Source organism: Pseudolactococcus laudensis, from assembly GCF_013449735.1.
Classification (GTDB): Bacteria; Bacillota; Bacilli; order Lactobacillales; family Streptococcaceae; genus Pseudolactococcus; species Pseudolactococcus laudensis.
Genome location: NZ_JACBNY010000012.1, coordinates 14157 through 36265, shown reverse-complemented (window position 1 = coordinate 36265; position 22109 = coordinate 14157). Strand labels below are relative to the sequence as shown.

The window sequence follows — 22109 nt, the reverse complement described above, 5'->3', positions numbered from 1 at the left end:
AAAGGACTAGGCTTATTTGCCATGCTTTTAAGCCTCTGTCTAGTTTTGATAGCTTGCAGTACACACAAGCGTGATTTACGTTCAAAACCCTATGTCAAAGAAGTCTTTACAATGGGAACCTATGTCAAAATCACATCCTATGATAAAGGTCACGAAAAAGATGTTGCGTCAGCGCTTGCAATTGCCAAAGATTACGATAAGAAAACCTCAGTTAATCAATCTGGTAGCGAGCTAGACGAAGTAAATGACCAAGCCGGTATCAAACCAGTCAAAGTTTCAAAATCAGTTTATAAACTGTTGAAAGAAGCATATGACTATTCTGATAAACAGACAGGTTTTGATATGATGATTGGGGCTATTAGTAGCCTCTGGCATATTGGATTTGACGATGCCAGAAAACCAAGTCAAAGTGAAATTGATCAAGCCCTACCACTGGTATCTCATCGTTTAATTAAATTCGATGATAAAAAACAAACAGTTTATATCACCCAAAAAGGCGCAAAAATTGATTTGGGTGCCATTACCAAAGGTTATGTATCAGATAGGATGACTGATTATCTAAAAGAACATGGGGTGACAACAGCGATTGTTGATTTGGGCTCATCAAGTCTATCTCTGATTGGTCATTCGTATCGAGGAGATAATGAGCCTTGGACGATTGGTATTAAAGACCCCAATAAAGAGGTCTCTACTCAAGTTGGTCTCTTAGAGGCGCAAGATGAATCTGTTTCAACCTCTGGTATCTACGAACGCTTTTTAAAAGTAGATGGTAAAATCTATCCGCATTTACTAGACCCCAAAACGGGCTATCCTTTTGATAATGATATTCAAAGTGTCACGATTGTCAGTAAAAAAGGGGTAGATGGTGATGCGCTTTCAACCACAATCTTTTCTTTAGGCACCAAAAAAGGTTATGAGTTTGTCGAGCAGCATAAAAATATCGAAGCCATTTTTGTTGATAAAGATAATAAAGTCTACGTTAGTAAAAATCTGAAAGAACGCTTTGAAATTGATAAAAAATCTGAGTATCAACTCGGTGATATCGCTGATTTAAAATAATGCAATAAGTTACAAGTGTAGCAAGGGAGAGACCTAATGAAAAAATTGAGACGCTGGTTAGTGAATATCTTTCTGATATTGCTATTATTGCTAGGCTTATTACTCATTTTTAACAAGGGTTATCGAAACATGATTATGGCATGGAATGCCAATAAGTATCAGGTGACGAAGATTGATAAAAAAACATTGAAGGATAATGATAAAGATGGCGTCGGTGATTTTGATTTTTCAAAAGTGAATCCAATTTCCTTTGAAGATGTCATGAAGAATCAATTAAATGCTCAGAAATTACCAGTAATTGGGGGCATCGCTATCCCTGATCTGGGCATCAACCTTCCAATTTTTCGTGGTATTGGCAACGTTGAACTTACTTATGGTGCTGGTACTATGAAACCTGATGCTGTTATGGGGCAAGGAAACTATGCCCTGGCAAGCCACCATGTCAGCGGAGTGACTGGTGCACCTCAGTTACTATTTACACCACTTGAACGTGCTAAAAAAGATATGGTGATTTATATCACGGATAAAGAAAAAATTTATCAGTATAAAATTCGGGATGTCCAAGTCATGACACCTGAACATGTTGAAGTGATTGACGATCATCCCGGTAAGAAAGAATTGACGCTTGTTACTTGTGATGATATTGAAGCTGTAAATCGGATTATTGTTTTTGCAGATTACGTCAATGAATTTCCTTTCGATACGGCTAAAAAAGATGTTAAACAAGCTTTTGAAGTGAGTTATAATCAATTTACTAATTTTTAAAGGGAATAAGAGAAGTCCTGAGTATCTATTAAAGATGCCAGGGCTTTTTAGTTTAAGGTAAAATTAAGAAAAATATATTATTGTCTAATTAAAGGAGATGAAATGCTTAAATTTGAAGAAAAGTTTCAGCACCCCAACTTGGTGCATTTGACTGTCATGCTTGTTTTAGCTCTGCCATTTTTGATAAGTATGGTGAATTTTTATCGACATGGTTATATGCTAGTCATGTTTAAAAGTATCCCAGTAACACTTTTTTGGTTACTGAGTCCAGTAATGATTTACTTGCTCATTATTCTTATGATGAAAAAGTTTAAACGTCAATAAAACAAGAGATCTCTAAAAAATAGACTAGAAAATTTTGAATTCTGGTCTATTTTTTATTTTTGGTATTCATTTTTTTACTAAACTGCGCGGTAATTCCACCATACTTATGTTGCAAAAATGAGGGTGTTTTCAAACGTCACTGTTTCTACACCTTTAGTCATTTATGTTATAATAATAGAGATGTCAAACAGGAAAAGAGAGTAAAATGAATCCATTATTACAAGGTATGAACGACCGCCAAGCTGAGGCGGTACAGACAACAGAAGGCCCGCTTTTAATCATGGCGGGAGCAGGTTCTGGTAAAACACGTGTTCTAACGCATAGAATTGCGTATTTGATTGAAGAAAAAATGGTCAATCCTTGGAATATCCTTGCGATTACCTTTACTAATAAAGCAGCGCGAGAAATGCGCGAACGGGCGATTGATCTTAATCCTCGCACACAAGACACTCTTATCGCAACTTTTCATAGTATGTGTGTTCGCATTCTCCGTCGTGATGCCGACCATATCGGTTATAATCGAAACTTCACGATTGTTGACCCAGGTGAACAGCGCACTCTTATGAAACGTATTTTAAAAGAGCTCAATGTTGACCCGAAAAAGTTTACAGAGCGTACGATTTTAGGGACAATTTCTAACAGTAAAAATGATTTAGTCACAGCAGAAAGCTATGCTAAAAACGCCAACTACCTCTACACTGAAATCGTCGCCAAGGCCTATAAATGCTATGAAACAGAACTCAAGCGCAGCGAATCTATGGACTTTGACGACCTCATTATGAACACGATTCTTCTTTTCGATAAAAATCCAGATGTTCTTGCTTATTATCAAGGGAAATTTCAGTACATTCACGTTGATGAGTACCAAGATACCAACCATGCCCAGTATCAATTGGTGCAGCTATTAGCTAAACGCTTTAAAAACTTATGCGTCGTAGGGGATGCAGACCAATCTATTTATGGCTGGCGTGGCGCTGATATGCAAAATATTTTGGATTTTGAGCAGGACTATCCCGAGGCTAAAGTCGTTTTGTTAGAAGAAAATTATCGTTCAACTAAAACAATCCTACAAGCTGCCAACGAAGTTATCAATAACAACCAAAAACGTCGCCCTAAAAAACTCTGGACGCAAAATGCGGACGGAGAAAACATCATTTATCATCGGTCTGGTGATGAACGTGAAGAGGCCAATTTTGTTGCGGGACAAATTAACCATGAACTGCAAGAAAACAAGCGGCAGTACTCAGACTTTGCTGTTTTGTATCGCACCAACGCCCAGTCTCGTGCCATCGAGGAAGCGCTCCTTAAATCTAACATTCCTTACACCATGGTCGGAGGCACTAAATTCTACTCTCGTAAAGAGATTCGGGACGTTGTTGCTTATCTCAACGTCATTGCAAATGTTCGTGATAACATCTCGTTTGAGCGGATTGTCAATGAACCTAAACGCGGCGTCGGTCCTAAGGCGCTTGAAACACTTCGCGATTTTGCGACTCAGCAAGATGTTTCTTTGTTGGAAGCAGCGCGCGATGTGACGCTCAGCTCGCTTAAAGGCAAGGCGGCATCAGAACTCTTTAATCTAGCGCATATTTTGCTTAATCTCGCCGATGATGTGGACCAGTTTACCATTACTGAGTTAGTCGAAAAAGTCCTAGATAAAACGACTTACAAAAAAGCGCTAGAAATTCAAACAACTAGTCTTGAAGCCCAAAATCGTCTGGAAAATATCGAAGAATTCTTGACCGTTACCAAAAGCTTTGATGACAAGGAAGCTGAAAACGCAGTTGAAGACGAGACAGGTTTAGATAAACTTAGTCGATTCCTAAATGACCTTAGCTTGGTCGCAGATACCGACAGTTACGACGAAACATCGCAAGTGACCCTCATGACCTTGCACGCGGCTAAAGGCCTAGAGTTTCCTGTTGTATTCCTCGTCGGCATGGAGGAAGGCGTCTTTCCACTCAGTCGGCAAGCCGAAGATGAAGACGAATTAGAAGAAGAACGCCGACTAGCATACGTCGGTATCACACGAGCAGAAGAAGTTTTGTATATGACAAATGCCAGCTCACGCATGCTCTTTGGTCGTTCAAGCTATAATCAACCGTCGCGTTTCTTACGTGAAATTGACGATGAGTTGCTGACTTATACAGGTCAAGCCAGAAAAGCTAATACGAGCTTTAATGCAACTTATAAATCTTCCAGCACATCGTCAAGAAGTCAATTTGGTTCAGGTGTCAGCTTAGCAGATGCTATTAAAGGTCGGAAATCCGCAGTGTCATCGACTGGCTCAGTTTCAGCAAGACAAGGTGCGACAGAAAAACCAGTTGGCAACTGGAGCATCGGCGACACCGCCCACCATAAAAAATGGGGAGATGGCACGGTCTTAGATGTTTCAGGTACAGGCTCAAACATGGAATTGAAAATCGCCTTCCCAGAAGTTGGCTTAAAACGCTTGCTGGCGCAGATGGCACCGATTGAGAAAAAGGAAAATTAAAATGAATCAAATCAAATGCCCACATTGTGGGGAGGTCTTTACGGTTGATGCATCAGGTTTTGCGGATATCTTGGCACAAGTTCGGACGCATGAATTTGAGCAAGAAATCGATGCGCAGCTTGAAAAAGAAAAAGAAATCCTAACCGTTCAGTCTGATGCTAAGTTAGCTGAGCTTGAAAGCCAGCTCAAAAACTTGGAAGTGTCGAAAAATGCTGAAGTGAAATTGGTTGAAGAACAGACAAAGTCTGCCTTACAAACAGAGTTAACGGATTTAAAAGCAGCTCTCGAAAAAGCGCAGCTTGAACGTGAAAATTTGGAGCAAGCGAAAAATGCTGAAGTGAAATTGGTTGAAGAACAAACCAAATCAGCCCTCCAGACTGAACTGTCAGAACTCAAAGCGCAGTTACAGCAGCTTGAATCTGAGAAACAACTCACGTTACAACAAACAGTGTCCGAAAACGAAAAAGCCCTAGCGGAACTTGCCAAAGAACGGGATGCGATTAAAAATGAACTCCTGTTAACCGAAAAAGAGCAAGAACTGAAAGCCAATGCTATCAAAAATGAGTACGAGATTTTACTCAAGGCAAAAAACGATGAAGTGGATTTCTACAAAAACTTCAAGGCCCAGCAATCCACTAAAGCCATTGGCGAAAGTCTCGAGAACTTTGCTGAAAATGAATTCAATAAAGTGCGTGCGACCATGTTTCCAAAGGCTTATTTTGAAAAAGATAATGACGCGAGAACAGGCAGTAAGGGCGATTTCATCTACCGTGAAAATGATGAATATGGCAATGAAATCATCTCTATCATGTTTGAAATGAAAAATGAAGGTGATGAAACAGCAACCAAGCATAAAAACCGTGATTTCTATAAGGAATTAGACAAAGACCGCAAGGAGAAAAACTGTGAGTATGCTGTCTTAGTGACCATGCTAGAAGCCGATAATGATTATTTCAATACTGGGATTGTGGATGTTTCGCATGAATATGCTAAAATGTATGTTGTACGTCCCAATTTCTTTATTCAATTGATTGGTTTGTTGCGCAACGCTGCCATGAACTCACTGGATTATAAACAAGAACTTGCTTTGATTCGTGAGCAAAATATTGATATTACAACATTTGAGGCTGACTTAGATATCTTTAAAACAGGTTTTGCTAAGAATTATACTTCAGCTAGCAAAAATTTTGCTAAGGCAATTGATGAGATTGATAAATCAATCAAACGCATGGAAGAAGTTAAAAAAGCACTCTCAACGAGTGAAAATCAATTACGTTTGGCTAACAATAAACTAGAGGATGTCTCTGTTAAGAAATTAACCAGAAAAAATCAAACCATGGCTGAGAAATTTGCCAATCTAAACAAGGACTAAAAATGACAGTTAACGGAATTTTAAATATCTATAAAGAAGCAGGCATGACCAGTCATGATGTCGTTTTCAAATTGCGTAAGATTTTACAGACGAAAAAAATCGGGCATGGCGGGACTTTGGATCCTGACGTGACTGGTGTTTTACCGATTGCTGTTGGTAAAGCGACGCGCGTGATTGAGTACATGACTGAGGCCGGAAAGGTCTATGAGGGGCAAGTTACCCTGGGTTATTCGACGGAAACAGAGGATGCAAGTGGTGCAGTGGTCGCATCTACTCCCGTTCTAAACATGCCAACGACGACAGAGATTGATGCTGCCATGGTCGACTTTGTCGGCGAAATCACGCAGATTCCACCGATGTACTCAGCAGTTAAAGTCAATGGTCGCAAACTTTATGAGTATGCGCACGCTGGTGAGACGGTTGATCGACCGGAGCGACAGGTGACGATTTCAGAGTTTTCAAGAACGTCTGAACCTACTTTCGATGCGGCAAATGGTCTTGTTAGATTTGATTTCCGTGTTGTTTGTAGTAAGGGAACGTATGTCAGAACTCTGGCTGTTGATTTGGGTGAAAAACTTGGATTTGCCAGTCATATGTCTTACCTACAGCGGACAGCATCAGCTGGCTTGACGATTGACAAGGCATTTAAATTATCAGAAATTGAGCAACTTAAAGCCGAAAATCGGTTAGATGAGGCTTTCTTGCCTATTGAATATGGTATCTTTGATTTAGAAAAAGTTGAATTGACTGAGGCGCAAGTTTCAGAGATTGGCTTTGGGCGTTTTGTCAAGATTACGGCTGAGAACAAAATTGTCGCAGGTATTCAAAACGGTCAACTTATTGCGATATTAGAACAAAGAGACGGTCAACTTTACAAACCTAAGAAAGTAATCAAATGAAAGTTATTAAATTTAAGGAAGAAGATCTTGATTCAGCCCCAACAATACTTGTTTTAGGGTATTTTGATGGTCTGCATCGAGGACATCAGGCTTTGTTTGATAAGGCGCGTGATTTGGCGGCTGAAAAAAATGCCAGTATTTCGGTGCTGACATTTCCTGAGAGTCCTGTACTCGTTTTTAAAAAATTTAATGAAGATTTATTTAAACATCTGACATCACCGGATAAACGCTTAGCGCTTTTTGAAGAGAATGGCGTTGATTTCCTTTATTTGACTGATTTTACCAGTCATTTTGCCAAGTTAACCAGCCATGATTTTATTCAAAAATATGTGAGTCACTTGAATATTGCTGCGATTGTTGTAGGGTTTGACTATCGATTTGGTTCAGACCATGGTGAGCTCAGTCAGCTTTCTGAGTATGAATCTTACCAAATTGCGCAAGTGTCAGATGCAGGTGAAAAGATTTCATCAACTAGAATTCGTCAAGCGGTTCTTGATGGTGATGTCAGTCTTGCCAATCGACTTTTAGGCTACGATTATGAGGTCTCTGGGATAGTCGTTCATGGTGAGGCAAGAGGGCGCACCATTGGTTACCCGACTGCTAATATTGAGTCTAAGCATTACCAATATTTACCAGCTATTGGTGTTTATGTTGTCGATATTGAGGTTTCTGGTGTACGTTACCGTGGCATGGCCTCTATTGGCTACAATGATACCTTTGGTGGTAAGAATAAAACACTTGAAGTCAATATTTTTGATTTCCATGATGAAATTTATGGTGAATCTGTAACAGTGTATTTCTTAAAACTGATTCGTGGTATGATTAAGTTTGATGGTGTTGATGCTTTGATTACACAAATGAATAGTGATGAAAAATTATCTCGTGAGTTTTAAAATTGGGGATATTTTGGCTATCAAGCAAGCTGATAAAACATGTCTCAAGTCTGAGGACTTGAGTTTTTTATTGCCTACAATAAAGACAAAGCGATTAAACTTGACATGACAAGCTAAAAATAGCATAATGAGCAATGAGACTTGTTCGAAATCAAGAAGAAATGAAAGAATATTAATGAAAAAAGTTAGTTACAAACCGAGCTCAGCCTATGTCCATATTCCATTTTGTACGCAAATTTGTTACTATTGTGACTTTGCTAAGGTTTATATCAAAAATCAACCAGTAGATGCTTATATTACGGCACTTTTGGAAGAGGTTGCTGCAGAAAAAATCTCTGAACTTAAGACCCTTTATATTGGTGGTGGCACACCAACAGCTTTAACTGCTGAACAACTTGACAGATTATTAGCTGGTTTGACTCAAAATTTAGACTTGACAATGTTACAAGAATTTACAGTGGAGGCCAATCCGGGTGATTTGTCAGATGATAAAATTGCGGTTCTGAAAAAAAATCATGTCAACCGAGTTTCTCTTGGGGTACAGACTTTTAATGACAAACTTCTCAAGAAAATTGGACGTAGTCATAACTCGCAAGATGTCTTTGATAATGTGGCAAAACTTCGAGCAGCAGGCTTTGATAATATCACAATTGATTTGATTTACGCGCTGCCTGGTCAGACCATGGCTGATGTCAAAAAAGACATTGAAAATATTCTGAGTTTAAATTTACCACACGTTGCTTTATATTCACTGATTCTTGAAAACCACACCATTTTCATGAATAAAATGCGTCGTGGTCGACTTGATTTACCAAGTGAAGATACCGATTTTGAGATGTATAATTATATTATTGATAGCTTGCAAGCTGCGGGGTATGAGCATTATGAAATCTCGAATTTCGGGAAAGCGGGTTATGAGAGTGCCCATAACCTCATGTACTGGGATAATGCGGAATATTATGGTTTTGGTGCTGGGGCTAGTGGATATCTCAATGGTGTGCGTTATAAGAATCATGTGCCAATTCACCATTATCTGGAACATGCGGATAAGCAAGCTGTCAAAGAAAAGCTCACGCAGAAAGAACAGATGGAAGAAGAGCTGTTTTTGGGGCTACGCAAAAAATCAGGTGTGAATATGCGACACTTTTCTGAAAAATTTGACCAAAATTTTGATTCGATTTACGGACAAACAGTTAGTCAATTGATAGAAAAGCAATTGCTTGAAAAATCAGGTGACCAGATTTTTATGACGCGTCAGGGGTTAATGCTTGGTAATGATGTATTTGAAACGTTTATACTAGACGATGACTAGGTTTTTTTGATATAATGTGATAATGAATATGATGCGAAAACATTTGAAGCCGCCAGGGATTTTGCTGGCCCTATTTTTCTCACTTGCCCTTGTTGCGCTCTTTGTTAAGTTAAATATTACAAAAATTGACAATACTGGAGATGATACGGTAACTAAGGTGTCGCTGAATCATGGTGTCGACCTTAAAAAACCGATTATCGATATTTCTGGTTGGCAATTGCCGTCAGAAATGGATTATGATACATTGTCGCAACAGGTCAATGGTGTCATTGTTCGTGTGCAGCATGGTATTAGTATGAAGAAGAAAAATAATGCGGCTTATGAGAATGGCAAAGATAAGGCGATGGATACGCATATAGAAGAGTTTCAAAAACGAAACGTCCCAGTTGCTGTCTACGCCTATGTCAATGGTAAATCGGAAAGCGAGATGCGTAAGGAAGCTCAGAAGTTTTATGAGCGTGCTGAAAAATATAAACCAACCTATTGGTGGTTAGATGTTGAAGAAGTGACAATGAAAACAGATTTTAATCGTGGCATTGAAGCTTTCCGAGATGAATTAGCCAAATTTGGCGCTAAAAATATTGGTATTTATACACAAGATTGGTTTATCACAGCCAATCAATTAGATGTTGAGCCTTTTAGCAGTGTTTGGTTGGCACATTACGGTGGTGATACAGGGTATTGGGATACATCACCTGATACAACTATTCCATATGATTTGCATCAATACACCAGTCGAGGTCGTCTTAATGGTTTCGCAGGGGATTTAGACTTTAATCGCGTCACAAATATTGAAGACTATAATAAACTCTTTAATCATGGACAACCTATCAAATAACTAAAACGCCAATTTCGGCGTTTTTTTGGTAAAATAAGAGTATGCTAACTTACAAGAAAAAATATACTGTTCCTTATTATGAAACTGATGCTAATGGCAACATGAAATTACCTAGCCTTTTCAACATTGCCTTGCAACTATCCGGTGAACAATCTCATAGTCTCGGCATTAGTGATGATTGGTTAAAAGAGACCTATAATTACGCTTGGGTTGTCGTCGAATATGATGTAACCATTCAGCGTTTGCCTAGGTTTAGTGAAATCATTACGATGTCAACATTTCCTAAATCCTACAATAAATTTTTCTGCTACCGAGATTTCGTTTTCTATGCTGAAAATGGTGACACACTCCTAACGATTAATTCGACCTTTGTGTTAATTGATACCACGAGTCGGAAAGTTGCGCATGTCGAGGATGACATTGTCGCCCCTTATCAGTCTGAGAAAATCTCGAAGATTGTTCGCGGCCACAAATACACGGCCTTGTCTGATACGCCGCTTGAAAAAAGCTATCACGTGAGGTTCAACGACATTGACCAAAATGGGCATGTCAATAATAGTAAGTATTTTGACTGGATGACAGATGTCCTAGGCTATGATTTTTTGAGCAGTCATGTACCGTCAAGAATTCATTTGAAATACAGCAAGGAAGTGCTTTACGGCGCTAACGTGACATCACGTGTGGATTTGGTGGGGGTGCAGTCGTTTCACGAAATTGTATCGGAAGGTAAGCATGCTCAGGCTGAGATGACTTGGAGAGAAAAATAAGATGACGACATACAAAGGTTATTTGATTGACTTGGACGGCACGATTTATCTTGGAGAAGACCGTATTGAGGCGGGAACGCGATTTGTCAAACGGCTACAAGAAAAAAATATCCCACATTTATTTGTAACTAATAATACAACAAAAACACCGGCACAAGTTCAGGCAAGATTGCAAGAAAAGTTCGATATTACGACTTCTGAAGCGACTATCTATACTGCAACTCTAGCAACACTTGAGTATATGGATGATATGGCAAAAGGCAAGACGGCATATGTCATTGGTGAGTCGGGTCTCAAATCTGCGATTTATGGCAGCTACCAACGGGATACTGAAAATCCTGCTTATGTGGTCGTGGGGTTGGACAATGATTTGACCTATGAAAAATTGACGCTAGCAACGCTTGCTATTGCAAAAGGTGCTATGTTTATTGGGACTAACCCTGACTTGAATATTCCAACAGAACGTGGTTTATTACCGGGAGCGGGTAGTATTAATAAATTATTGGAAGTTGCCACACGAGTTAAACCGATTTTTATCGGCAAGCCCAATGCGATTATCATGAATAAAGCTGTTGAGCGAATCGGGATTGCCCGACGTGACCTCTTGATGGTTGGTGATAATTATTTGACAGATATTCGAGCTGGTATTGATAATGATATTGATACTTTGCTTGTAACGACAGGGTTTACCCGAGCAGAAGAAGTACCAGACTTACCGATTGCACCAACGCATGTTGTCGCAACATTGGATGATTGGGTGATGTGAGTAGCAACTTATGAAAACTAAAGCTCATTTTTTGCTGACGATAATTTGGTCAATTTCGGCTAGTGCCACACTTACGATTTTAGCTGCTATTCCTTTGTTTCATGGCCTAATCAATATCTTTCAGTTACCAGAATTGACTTATCTGAGTGAAAAAACGATTAGCTATAATTTTGATAAGTTGATGCGTTACTTACTTAACCCTGCTATCCAAAAGTTAAACATGCCAGATTTCACGAGTTCACAGGCAGGATTGAAACACTTTGCTGATGTTAAGCAGCTCTTTCTATTGGCCATTTTGTTAACCGTGGTATTACTCGTCCCGACATTTTTGTTTATCAAGAAAAAGCGTTACATTCAATTCTATCAGGGCATAAAAATTTGCCTAGTCATTTCAGTTTTTATCGGAATTATTGCTTTATTTGGTGGCTTTGACTCAATTTTCATCAGTTTTCATCAAATTTTCTTCCGAGATGCCACCTGGCTTTTTGATCCTGCCACCGATCCAGTTATTAATATCCTTCCTGAAAACTATTTTATGCTATGTTTCATGATTTTTGGTGTGATTTACATGGTATTTTGGTCTTACTTATTGCTCAAAACGAAAAGGAGTTTTTCAAATGAAAAAAATTAATTTAGTGATTATCACTGGGATGAGCGGTGCCGGTAAAACGGTCGCCATTCAATCTTTTGAGGACATGGGCTACTTTACAATTGATAATATGCCTGCGAACCTAATTGAAAAATTTATTAGTTTATTGACAACTTCTGAAAGTTCAGATATTGATAAAGTCGCAATGGTGGTGGATATGCGGAGTCGTAGCTTTTTTGATGCCCTATCTGACATCGTCAATGACCTTTCAGATAATCCACAAGTTGATTTTAGACTGCTCTTTTTGGATAGCTCTGATGAAGAACTGGTTGCACGTTATAAAGAAACGCGCCGTAGTCATCCTCTTGCAGAAGATGGTCGTGTTTTGGATGGTATCATGCGTGAACGCGAACTGCTTTCACCCTTAAAATCATTTTCACAAAACGTGATTGATACGACAGAGTTAACACCTAGAAATCTTCGCTCACAAATTATCCAACAATTTGCGACTGAAAATACCAAAGCTGCCTTTAGAATTGAGGTTATGAGTTTTGGTTTTAAGTATGGCCTGCCTTTAGATGCTGATTTAGTATTCGACGTGAGGTTCTTGCCTAATCCGCATTATGTACCAGAATTACGTAATCAAACAGGACTTGATGATGCCGTTTATCATTATGTCATGGATGCACCGGAATCTGAGTCTTTTTACCAAAACTTGATGACCATGCTCAATCCGATTATTCCTGGTTATGAAAAAGAAGGAAAATCAGTGCTCATGATTGCTGTTGGCTGTACTGGCGGTCAACACCGAAGTGTCGCTTTTGCTAAACGTATCTCTGAAGAACTAGCTGCTAACGGCTGGCTAGTTAATCTTAGTCATCGTGATAAAGACAGAAGAAAGGAAACGGTAAACCGCTCATGAGAAAGAAAAAAATTGTTGTCATTGGCGGTGGTACAGGTATTCCAGTTATTCTAGCCTCTTTACGAAAAGAAGATGTCGAGTTAACAGCGATTGTGACGGTCGCTGATGATGGTGGGAGTTCAGGCAAATTAAGAGGCACACTTGATATTGCACCGCCCGGTGATTTGCGTAATGTTCTAGTTGCCATGAGTGATATGCCTAGCGTGTATGGGCAGATTTTCCAATACCGTTTTAGAGCTGAGGATGGTCCGCTTAGTGGTCATCCTATTGGCAATTTAGTTATTGCGGGCGTTTCTGAAATGCAGGGTTCGACTTACAATGCCCTTAAAATTTTATCTAAATTTTTCCATGTGCAAGGTCGTATCTTGCCTTCAAGTGAATCAGCTCTGACTTTACATGCCGTGTTTAAAGATAAGACAGAAATCGTTGGTGAGAGTCGTATTGCGGATTATCCAGGCACAATTGATCATGTTTATGTGACCAATACCTATAATGAAGATCAGCCTACGGCATCTCGCCATGTTGTTAATGCGATTATGACGGCAGATATGATTGTCATGGGGCCAGGTAGTCTTTTTACATCAATTTTGCCGAATGTTGTCATTCCAGAAATTCGAGAGGCACTTGTGAGAACCTTAGCTCAAGTTGTCTATGTCTGCAACATTATGACGCAACGTGGTGAAACAGAAAATTTCACAGATGCTGACCATGTTAGAATCTTGCATGAACATGTCGGTGTATCTTTTATTGATACAGTTTTAGTAAACGTTGAGGCGGTTCCAGATGCCTACATGAACTCTAATGAATTCGACGAATATCTCGTCCAAGTGACGCATGATTTTAAAGGATTACAGACTGAGAATGTGCGTGTCATTTCCGCAAATTTCTTGAAATTAGTAGACGGTGGTGCCTTCCATAATGGCGATGCAGTCACTGAAGAAATCATGAGAATCAGTGAGCGTCGCAGTCAATGAGTTTTTCAGCTGATGTGAAGAAAGAATTGACCCAGTTAAAGGTCACAGATGGGGTTATTATTGCACTAATTCGAATGAACGGTGTCCTCGGTATCTCAAACGGTTTGTCACTCTCTGTTACGACGGAAAATGCCACAACTGCACGCTTTATCTATGCGACCTTATCAGAAGAATATAGCATCAAATCTGTTATTAAAACGCACCAAAAGACGACCCTGTCTAAAAATCGCGTTTACACCCTGATGATAACAGACAATGTGTCAGAGGTCCTCGACCGTTTTGAGCTGGCAGATAGCCTTTTACTCGACCATGGCGTCCCTGATACCGTTAAATTCGACGAAAAAAAAGCTATTGGCTACCTACGTGGCGCTTTTTTGAGTAGTGGAAGTGTGACAAATCCTGAAAATGGCAAGTATCATTTAGAGATTGCCTCATATTATGAGGAGCATGCGTCTGACTTGCAGTATTTACTTGAAAACTTTGGTATCGCAAGTAAACTCATTGCTCGTAAAACACGAGTTATCACCTACCTATCAAATTCTGAGATGATTATAGATTTTCTCAGCCTCATTGGGGCCAATGCCGCAAGATTTAAGTATGAAGATGCAAAAATCGTCCGCGAAATGCGCAACACTGCTAACCGTCAGACCAATTTTGAAGCAGCCAATATCGGTAAAACAGTCAACGCTGCCCAATCTGCGATTGAAGACATCAAATTTTTACAAAGCCATGATAAATTACCAGATAATTTACGTGAATTAGCAGTTGCGAGAATCGCAAACCCTGATGCAACGATTGTCGAATTAGGACAAAAATTAGCAACACCATTAGGTAAATCAGGTGTTAACCACCGTCTAAGAAAAATTAAAGAATTAGCCAGCCAACTTCGTCAGACACTCTGATGAAGTTTTTTTGATAGTCAAGCCAGTTCAGCATTACAATCGCTTACAAAAATACGAACTATTAAAATAAAAGTAATAATAGAATACATCTAAAAACTTGTAAATATCTTTAAAATAAATTATAATAAGGCAATATCAAAATTTTCAGAAGATTCATTCGAAAGGTTGACGCATTTCATGAATAAATATACAGAAAAGATTAAAAAAAATTCTATCATTCCACTTGAGTTTTACCAGCAATATGACGTTAAAAAGGGGCTCCGTGATGTCAATGGTAAAGGGGTATTAGCAGGGTTGACTAACATTTCAGCCATTCATTCCTTTGATGAAGAAGGGGACCCGATGCCCGGTATCTTAGAGTATCGTGCGATTAATATTAAAGATATATCAGAGCATCTTAAAGCAGAAAATCGTTTTGGTTTTGAAGAGATTACCTATCTTCTCCTTTTTGGTGAGTTACCGACGCTTGAAGAACTCACAACATTTACCCAGGTGCTTGCAGCAAAACGACAGTTACCAGAAGACTTTGTGCGAGATATTATTTTGGAAGCGACGTCTTGTGATATCATGAATTCTATCAGCCGAAGTATTTTGAGTTTGGCGACTTTTGATTCTAAAGCGAGTGAAATGACACTTGAAAATGTATTAGACCAATCGCTCTGTTTGATTGCTAATTTTCCGTTGCTTGCGATTTATGCCTATCAGGCTTATAATCACTATGAAAATGGCAAGAGTCTCTATATTCACTATCCAGATGAAAATTTGACGACAGCGCAGAATATTTTGCGTCTTTTGAGATCGGACAAGCAATTTTCGGATATAGAGGCAAAAGTTTTAGATTTAGCTTTGATTCTGCATATGGAACATGGTGGTGGTAACAACTCGACTTTTACGACGCACGTTGTGACAAGTTCTGGAACGGATACTTACGCCTCAGTTGTCGCCTCTCTATCTAGTCTTAAAGGGGCTAAACATGGTGGCGCTAATATCCAAGTTGCAAAAATGTTAGATAATATTTGGGAAAATATTTCTGACCCTAGTGATGAAGTAGAAATCTCTGAGTATTTACGAAAAATTTTGAACAAGGAAGCTTTTGACAAACAGGGCTTGATTTACGGTATGGGACATGCTATTTATTCAGTCTCTGATCCACGTGCGGAAGTGCTTAAATCATATGTCAAAGAACTTGCTGAAGAAAAAGGCTTGCATGATGAGTACAATTTTTATAAAAAAATTGAACGTCTCGCACCGCAAGTTATTGCCCAAGAAAGAAATATTTATAAGGGCGTTTCGGCAAATGTCGATTATTATAGTGGCTTTGTTTACCAAATGTTGGGATTGCCTGAGGAGCTTTACACGCCTTTATTTGCGATTGCCCGGATTGTTGGTTGGAGCGCCCACCGCATGGAAGAAATGCTGAATATGAATAAAATTATTCGTCCGGCTTACGAAAGTGTGTTGACGACTAAAAAATATACAAAAATAGAGGATAGGAACGCATGACATCGAAAAATTATAAGAAAATGCTGACGGTTAATGGGACTGATTATACCTATTTTGATATTCAATCTGCCATTTCAAATATTGAGACCTTCCCTTATTCATTACGTATTTTAGCAGAAGGGATTCTTCGTAATTTTGATGGTGTCAAATTTACCTCAGAACATCTCGAGAAGTTGCAGCAATATGATGGTAAAATACTTGATTCAGAAGAGATTCCTTTCAAGCCTAGTCGTGTCATCTTGCAAGATTTTACGGGTGTGCCCGCTGTTGTTGACCTTGCCGCCATGCGTGATTCAGTCAAAGCATTAGGTGGTCAGCCTGAGTTGATTAATCCAGAAGTATCCGTTGATTTGGTCATTGACCATTCTTTACAAGTCGATTATTCAGGTTCTGAGCAAGCACTGCAATTCAATGCCAAACGTGAGTTTGAGCGTAATAGTGAGCGTTATGAATTTCTTAAATGGGCGACTGAGTCTTTTGAGAACTTCCGAGTTGTCCCACCAGCAACAGGGATTATTCACCAAGTCAACATCGAATTTCTCTCAGATGTTGTCAGTGTGAAAGATGGTGTCTTACTTCCTGATACTGTTTTTGGTACAGATAGCCATACGACCATGATTAATGGATTAGGCGTACTTGGATGGGGTGTTGGCGGTATTGAGGCGGAGGCTGCTATTTTAGGAGAAGCCTCTTATTTCCCAATGCCTGAAGTTATTGGTGTTCGCTTTGTCGGTAAGCTCAATCCACTTGCAACAGCAACTGATTTAGCTTTAACTATGACAAAAATTCTTCGTGACAAAAATGTTGTGGGGAAATTTGTCGAGTATTTCGGGCCAGGTCTTGCGAGTTTGACACTTGCCGACCGGGCTACGGTTGCCAATATGGCACCTGAATATGGTGCAACTTGTGGTTTCTTCCCGATTGATGATGAAACACTGAATTATCTAACCAATACCAACCGAGATGAAAAACTAGTATCATTGGTTGAAACCTACGCCAAAACCAATCATTTGTTTTACGATGCAACAAAAGAAGCAGCATATAACCAAATCATTGAAGTTGATTTAGCAACGGTTGAAACTTATCTGTCAGGACCCAAACGTCCCCAAGATTTGATTGCTTTAGGGCAAATGGCATCTGAATTTGAGACTTTTTCAAAAGACCTTGCGACTAACCAACCTAAAGCTGATAGCCTCATGCAAGAAGGTGACATTGCGATTGCCGCAATCACTTCTTGTACTAATACCAGTAATCCTTATGTCATGATGATGGCAGGACTCTTAGCGAAAAACGCAGTAGCTAAAGGGTTGACAGTACCTAAAACTGTAAAAACGTCATTAGCACCCGGCTCAAAAGTCGTTACCGCCTACCTCGAAGATGCCGGCTTGATGGCACCACTTGCAAGCCTAGGATTTGATGTTGTTGGCTATGGCTGTACAACTTGTATCGGGAACTCAGGCCCTCTCGCTGACGATGTGTCTGAGGCTATTCTTGACCAAGATGTGCTCGTGACCTCAGTTCTTTCCGGTAACCGAAACTTTGAAGGCCGCATTCATCCACTTGTCAAAGCCAATTATTTGGCGAGCCCACCGCTTGTCGTCGCTTACGCCATTGCAGGCAATGTCAAAAAAGACCTAACAACGGTGCCACTTGGCGTGGATCAAGAAGGACAGGCTGTTTATCTCAAAGATATCATGCCTGATTATGAAACCGTTAAGGCAGAAGTGGATAAATATGTTACACGTGAGCTCTATGAGACTTACTATGCACATGTATTTGATGCTAATGAAGCCTGGAATAACATCAAATCATCAAAATCCGAAACCTATAACTGGGATGAAAGCTCAACATATGTAGCCAATCCACCCTATTTTGACGATTTGAGTTTGGCTGACAACGCTAGTCATGCACCACTCACGAACTTACGTGTCTTAGCAAAATTTGGCGATTCTGTCACAACAGATCATATCAGCCCAGCCGGTAATATTGCCATGAAATCACCTGCAGGAGAATTTCTGTCTGCTGCTGGCGTTGAGCCACGTGATTTCAACTCCTATGGTAGCCGACGTGGGAATGATAAAGTCATGACGCTTGGCACATTTGCCAATATTCGCATTAAAAATCAATTGACACCAGGTATTGAAGGTGGTGTGACTAAATATGGTGAAGATGTGCTACCGATTTACGATGCAGCCATGAAATACAAGGCTGACGGCACATCGCTCGTCGTATTAGCTGGTAAAGACTATGGTATGGGCTCATCACGTGACTGGGCAGCTAAAGGGACTAATCTTCTAGGTGTTAAAGTCGTCATTGCTGAAAGTTTTGAGCGGATTCACCGCAGTAATCTTGCCATGATGGGCTTGATTCCACTGCAATTTTTACCAGGTGAAACAGCAGACAGTCTTGGTTTGACAGGATTTGAAACCTTTAGTTTTGAGTTCCCTGAAAAACCAGAAATCGGTCAACTGATTACAGTTCATGCAGATGACAAAACGTTCCAAGCTAAACTACGTTTTGATTCACAAGCTGATTTAGAGTACTACGAAAATGGTGGTATCTTGCAAATGGTGATTAAGAAAAAGGTGACAAATGGCTAAGATTGAAATGATTGACGGGAAGTTAAGTGTTCCTAATAACCCTGAAATTCCTTATATTAATGGCGATGGTGTGGGGATTGATATCTCTCCTGCTATGATTGAAGTGGTGGATACAGCGGTCGCTAAAAGCTATGCTGGTGAGAAAAAAATTACTTGGCAGGAATTGCTGGCGGGTGAAAAAGCTTTTGAGACAACAGGTGATTATTTACCAGAGACAACTTTGACGAGCTTGACGGAAAATCTCATTGCTATCAAAGGACCATTGATGACCCCAATTGGTGGAGGTTTCCGCAGTTTAAATGTAACTTTGCGCCAAAATTTTGACTTATTTGCGAATGTTCGGCCAGTTGCTTATTTCACGGGTGTTGCCTCTCCAGTTAAGCATCCTGAAAATGTTAATATGACGATTTTTCGTGAGAACACTGAGGATATCTATGCTGGGATTGAATTCGAAAGTGAAAGCGCAGACGCTCTTCGTTTAATTGAGATTTTAAAGTCTGACTTTGGCATTAATAAAATCCGTTTTGACAAAACCTCTGCCATTGGCATCAAACCTGTTTCACCAGATGGTACGAAACGTTTGGTTAGAGCAGCTTTCGACCATGCAATTGCTAATGGGAATACGCGGTTGACGCTTGTTCATAAAGGTAATATCATGAAATTTACTGAGGGTGGCTTTAAGAAATGGGGCTATGAGGTCGCAAGTGAGTACCCGACTTTCACGGTGAATGAGTTTAATGATATTAAAGCAGCATCAGGTATTGAGGCGGCAAAAAAAGTTAAAAATCAAGCTTTGGCAGAAGGCAAAATCTATGTGGATGATGCAATTGCGGATAATTTTCTACAACAAATTTTGCTCAATCCGTCAGACTATCAGGTGGTCGCAACACTTAATCTTAATGGTGATTACATTTCTGATGCTTTAGCTGCACAGGTCGGTGGGATTGGTATTTCGCCAGGTGCTAATATCAATTTCATCACGGGCCACGCGATTTTTGAAGCGACACATGGTACTGCACCAGATATCGCCGGCTTAGGCCTTGCCAATCCGTCAAGTCTGATCTTATCAAGTGTGATGATGCTTGATTTTATGGGCTGGGGAGAGGCTGCATTGCTTGTTAAATCAGCACTGGCTAAAGCTATTGCAAGTGGTCAAACAACACGGGATCTAGGCGGTCAATTAACAACGGCTGAATTTACTCAAGCAATTATCTCAAACATTTAAAGGACTTTAAGTGTCTTATTATATAGGCAAGGATAAAGTTCACGGACAAAAAAGAGGAAAGCAAACTAGGTAATCAAATTAAGCCTACCTGTTTGTTTTTTTCTTTTTGTATTGTTTCGTAGAAATAATATGAGTCTACAACGAAATCAACATATTTTTACCAATTTCGCATTGTGTTGGCAAAAGAATACCGATTTGGTAAAAAATCAACACTTTTCTTACTAATTTCGCATTGTTTTGGCAAAAGAATACCAATTTGGTAAAAAGAATAATGTTTTTTAATCAATTTTGTAGTATTAATAATCTTGTTTTACAAATTTAAAAAATAACGTAGTAAATGGCTATGAATGATTTCGATTTACATCAGAAATCATTTATAGCCTATTTTTTAGGGGGCTTTTATCTCAATCTCTTTCAATTTATAAACAAATAACATATTGTCTGTGATATAATTATGCTGTACCGGTGTTAATGGTAGAACATCCAGTCATTTAAGGTATCTTGTGTACACGACTGATTGATGAGGGTGAAAATAAAGGGGATATCTTGGGGAGATATCAGGGGTGAAAATTGGATACTAGGCATGATAAAAAACAAAGTTCTGAAAAAATACCAAAGCGTTTGTATGCGATATTACTAGTTTTAGGTGTACTATTAGTTATTTTATTTGTTGGGGAATATGTTTTAAATCCAGCAAAAACAGTACAAGAGCAATCTGGAACAAGTCAAGTTAAGTCTAAATCAGGAATGAAAAAGTCTAAACAGTCAAAAGAATCTAAACAAATTCAGAAAGCAACAATTATGGCGAGTGGTGATATGTTGTATCACGATATTGTCTATGGTAGTGCTTTTGATGGAGAAAAGTATGATTTTTCAAACGATTATGAGCAGATTACGCCACTGATTTCTTCTGCTGATTTAGCCTTAGGAGATTTTGAAGGAACGATTAATCCAGATTATGAATTGGCAGGGTATCCTATCTTTAATGCCCCAGAATCTGTGATAACATCAATTAAAAATGCAGGTTATGACGCTTTGGATTTGGCACATAATCATATTTTAGATACTGGACTTAGTGGCCTGAAATATACGGCGAATGCGTTTCAAAAAGCAGGACTAGATACTTTTGGTGTCAATGTACCGGATGATAAAATACTTGTTAAAAATGTGAATGGCATCAAAATTGCCATTCTAGGCTTTAGCTATGGCTTTAATGGTATAGAGGCAAGTATTAGTCAGGAAGATTACGACAAGTACTTAAATGACCTAAACATGGCCAAGGTTGAGAAGAAAATTAAGGCAGCAAAAGAAATGGCTGATTTGGTGGTTGTTATGCCTCAATCAGGTGTTGAATACAGTTTAGAGGCAACACCTGAGCAAGAGACGACCTACCGTCAAATGGTTGATTTTGGTGCAGACATTATCTTTGGTGGGCATCCTCATGTGGCTGAGCCAACCGAAATCATTGAAAAAGACGGTGAAAAGAAATTTATTATCTATTCTATGGGAAATCTTTTGTCAAATCAGCGTTTCGAGACACTAGAAAATTATTGGACTGAACGTGGCGTGATTATGGAAGTTCAAGTCGCTAAAAAAGCTGGCAAAACAAGTTTGACAGCTATTAAAGCTCATCCAACATGGGTATCAAGAGAACCAATTAATCGGACATTTTTGGGTTACCCTGCCTATGATTACCAAGTTTATTTAGCAGAAGATTATATTAAAGGCGGCAAGTATTTTAATCAGGTTTCTGAGGATAAACAGCAGAGAATTGAAACGGCTTATCATGAAATGATGGCCTTGTTGAATATTAAATTTTAGTCAATCAATATCATGAAAAAAATCTGTTAAACAATAGATTTTTTATTTGTCAGAAATTAGTATTTTTTCCTGTAATTTTCAGAA

At 39.2% G+C, this 22109-nt stretch carries 19 protein-coding genes; all 19 read left to right on the top strand.

What is annotated here, in order from left to right; translation table 11 throughout:
* Window positions 1-21 precede the first annotated feature (21 nt).
* Window positions 22-1059, top strand: coding sequence for an FAD:protein FMN transferase (locus HZR21_RS07480; protein WP_180747128.1), 1038 nt, complete (start codon window positions 22-24; stop codon window positions 1057-1059).
* Between the two features lie 36 nt (window positions 1060-1095).
* Window positions 1096-1824 (top strand): class A sortase, encoded by a 729-nt coding sequence (locus tag HZR21_RS07475; RefSeq protein WP_180747105.1) that lies wholly within the window; start codon window positions 1096-1098, stop codon window positions 1822-1824.
* 102 nt (window positions 1825-1926) lie between these two features.
* Window positions 1927-2148, top strand: coding sequence for a hypothetical protein (locus HZR21_RS07470; protein ID WP_180747104.1), 222 nt, complete (start codon window positions 1927-1929; stop codon window positions 2146-2148).
* A 205-nt stretch (window positions 2149-2353) separates the two neighbouring features.
* Window positions 2354-4642, top strand: coding sequence for a DNA helicase PcrA (gene pcrA, locus HZR21_RS07465; RefSeq protein WP_180747103.1), 2289 nt, complete (start codon window positions 2354-2356; stop codon window positions 4640-4642).
* Window position 4643: 1 nt separating this feature from the next.
* Window positions 4644-6014, top strand: a complete 1371-nt coding sequence (locus tag HZR21_RS07460; protein WP_180747102.1) for a DUF2130 domain-containing protein — start codon at window positions 4644-4646, stop codon at window positions 6012-6014.
* A 2-nt stretch (window positions 6015-6016) separates the two neighbouring features.
* A complete protein-coding gene (truB, locus tag HZR21_RS07455; protein ID WP_180747101.1) occupies window positions 6017-6913 on the top strand; it encodes a tRNA pseudouridine(55) synthase TruB in 897 nt (298 codons plus the stop codon).
* A complete protein-coding gene (locus tag HZR21_RS07450; RefSeq protein ID WP_180747100.1) occupies window positions 6910-7806 on the top strand; it encodes a bifunctional riboflavin kinase/FAD synthetase in 897 nt (298 codons plus the stop codon). The genes truB and HZR21_RS07450 overlap by 4 nt, the downstream gene beginning before the upstream one ends.
* 175 nt (window positions 7807-7981) lie before the next feature.
* The gene (hemW, locus tag HZR21_RS07445) at window positions 7982-9118 is read left to right on the top strand and encodes a radical SAM family heme chaperone HemW (protein WP_180747099.1); all 1137 of its coding nucleotides are present in this window, start codon (window positions 7982-7984) and stop codon (window positions 9116-9118) included.
* Between the two features lie 22 nt (window positions 9119-9140).
* Window positions 9141-9956 (top strand): glycoside hydrolase family 25 protein, encoded by an 816-nt coding sequence (locus tag HZR21_RS07440; RefSeq protein ID WP_246307831.1) that lies wholly within the window; start codon window positions 9141-9143, stop codon window positions 9954-9956.
* A 41-nt stretch (window positions 9957-9997) separates the two neighbouring features.
* Entirely contained in the window at window positions 9998-10723 is a 726-nt protein-coding gene (locus HZR21_RS07435; RefSeq protein WP_180747098.1) for an acyl-ACP thioesterase domain-containing protein, read from the top strand.
* Window position 10724: 1 nt separating this feature from the next.
* The gene (locus tag HZR21_RS07430; protein WP_180747097.1) at window positions 10725-11489 is read left to right on the top strand and encodes a TIGR01457 family HAD-type hydrolase; all 765 of its coding nucleotides are present in this window, start codon (window positions 10725-10727) and stop codon (window positions 11487-11489) included.
* Window positions 11490-11499: 10 nt separating this feature from the next.
* On the top strand, window positions 11500-12120 hold the full coding sequence (locus tag HZR21_RS07425; RefSeq protein WP_180747096.1) for a TIGR01906 family membrane protein: 621 nt from the start codon (window positions 11500-11502) through the stop codon (window positions 12118-12120).
* On the top strand, window positions 12107-13000 hold the full coding sequence (gene rapZ / locus HZR21_RS07420) for an RNase adapter RapZ (RefSeq protein ID WP_180747095.1): 894 nt from the start codon (window positions 12107-12109) through the stop codon (window positions 12998-13000). The genes HZR21_RS07425 and rapZ overlap by 14 nt, the downstream gene beginning before the upstream one ends.
* Window positions 12997-13974, top strand: coding sequence for a YvcK family protein (locus HZR21_RS07415; RefSeq protein ID WP_180747094.1), 978 nt, complete (start codon window positions 12997-12999; stop codon window positions 13972-13974). Before rapZ ends, HZR21_RS07415 begins: the two co-directional genes overlap by 4 nt.
* The gene (gene whiA / locus HZR21_RS07410; protein WP_180747093.1) at window positions 13971-14876 is read left to right on the top strand and encodes a DNA-binding protein WhiA; all 906 of its coding nucleotides are present in this window, start codon (window positions 13971-13973) and stop codon (window positions 14874-14876) included. Before HZR21_RS07415 ends, whiA begins: the two co-directional genes overlap by 4 nt.
* 177 nt (window positions 14877-15053) lie before the next feature.
* Window positions 15054-16379, top strand: a complete 1326-nt coding sequence (locus HZR21_RS07405) for a citrate/2-methylcitrate synthase (protein WP_180747092.1) — start codon at window positions 15054-15056, stop codon at window positions 16377-16379.
* Window positions 16376-18979: an aconitate hydratase AcnA gene (gene acnA, locus HZR21_RS07400; protein WP_180747091.1), complete on the top strand. Its 2604-nt coding sequence runs from the start codon at window positions 16376-16378 to the stop codon at window positions 18977-18979. Before HZR21_RS07405 ends, acnA begins: the two co-directional genes overlap by 4 nt.
* Window positions 18972-20204 carry an NADP-dependent isocitrate dehydrogenase gene (gene icd / locus HZR21_RS07395; protein ID WP_180747090.1) on the top strand — a complete coding sequence of 411 codons (1233 nt, stop codon included), beginning with the start codon at window positions 18972-18974 and terminating at the stop codon, window positions 20202-20204. Before acnA ends, icd begins: the two co-directional genes overlap by 8 nt.
* 570 nt (window positions 20205-20774) lie before the next feature.
* The gene (locus tag HZR21_RS07390) at window positions 20775-22025 is read left to right on the top strand and encodes a CapA family protein (RefSeq protein ID WP_180747089.1); all 1251 of its coding nucleotides are present in this window, start codon (window positions 20775-20777) and stop codon (window positions 22023-22025) included.
* The last annotated feature ends 84 nt before the right edge of the window (window positions 22026-22109 follow it).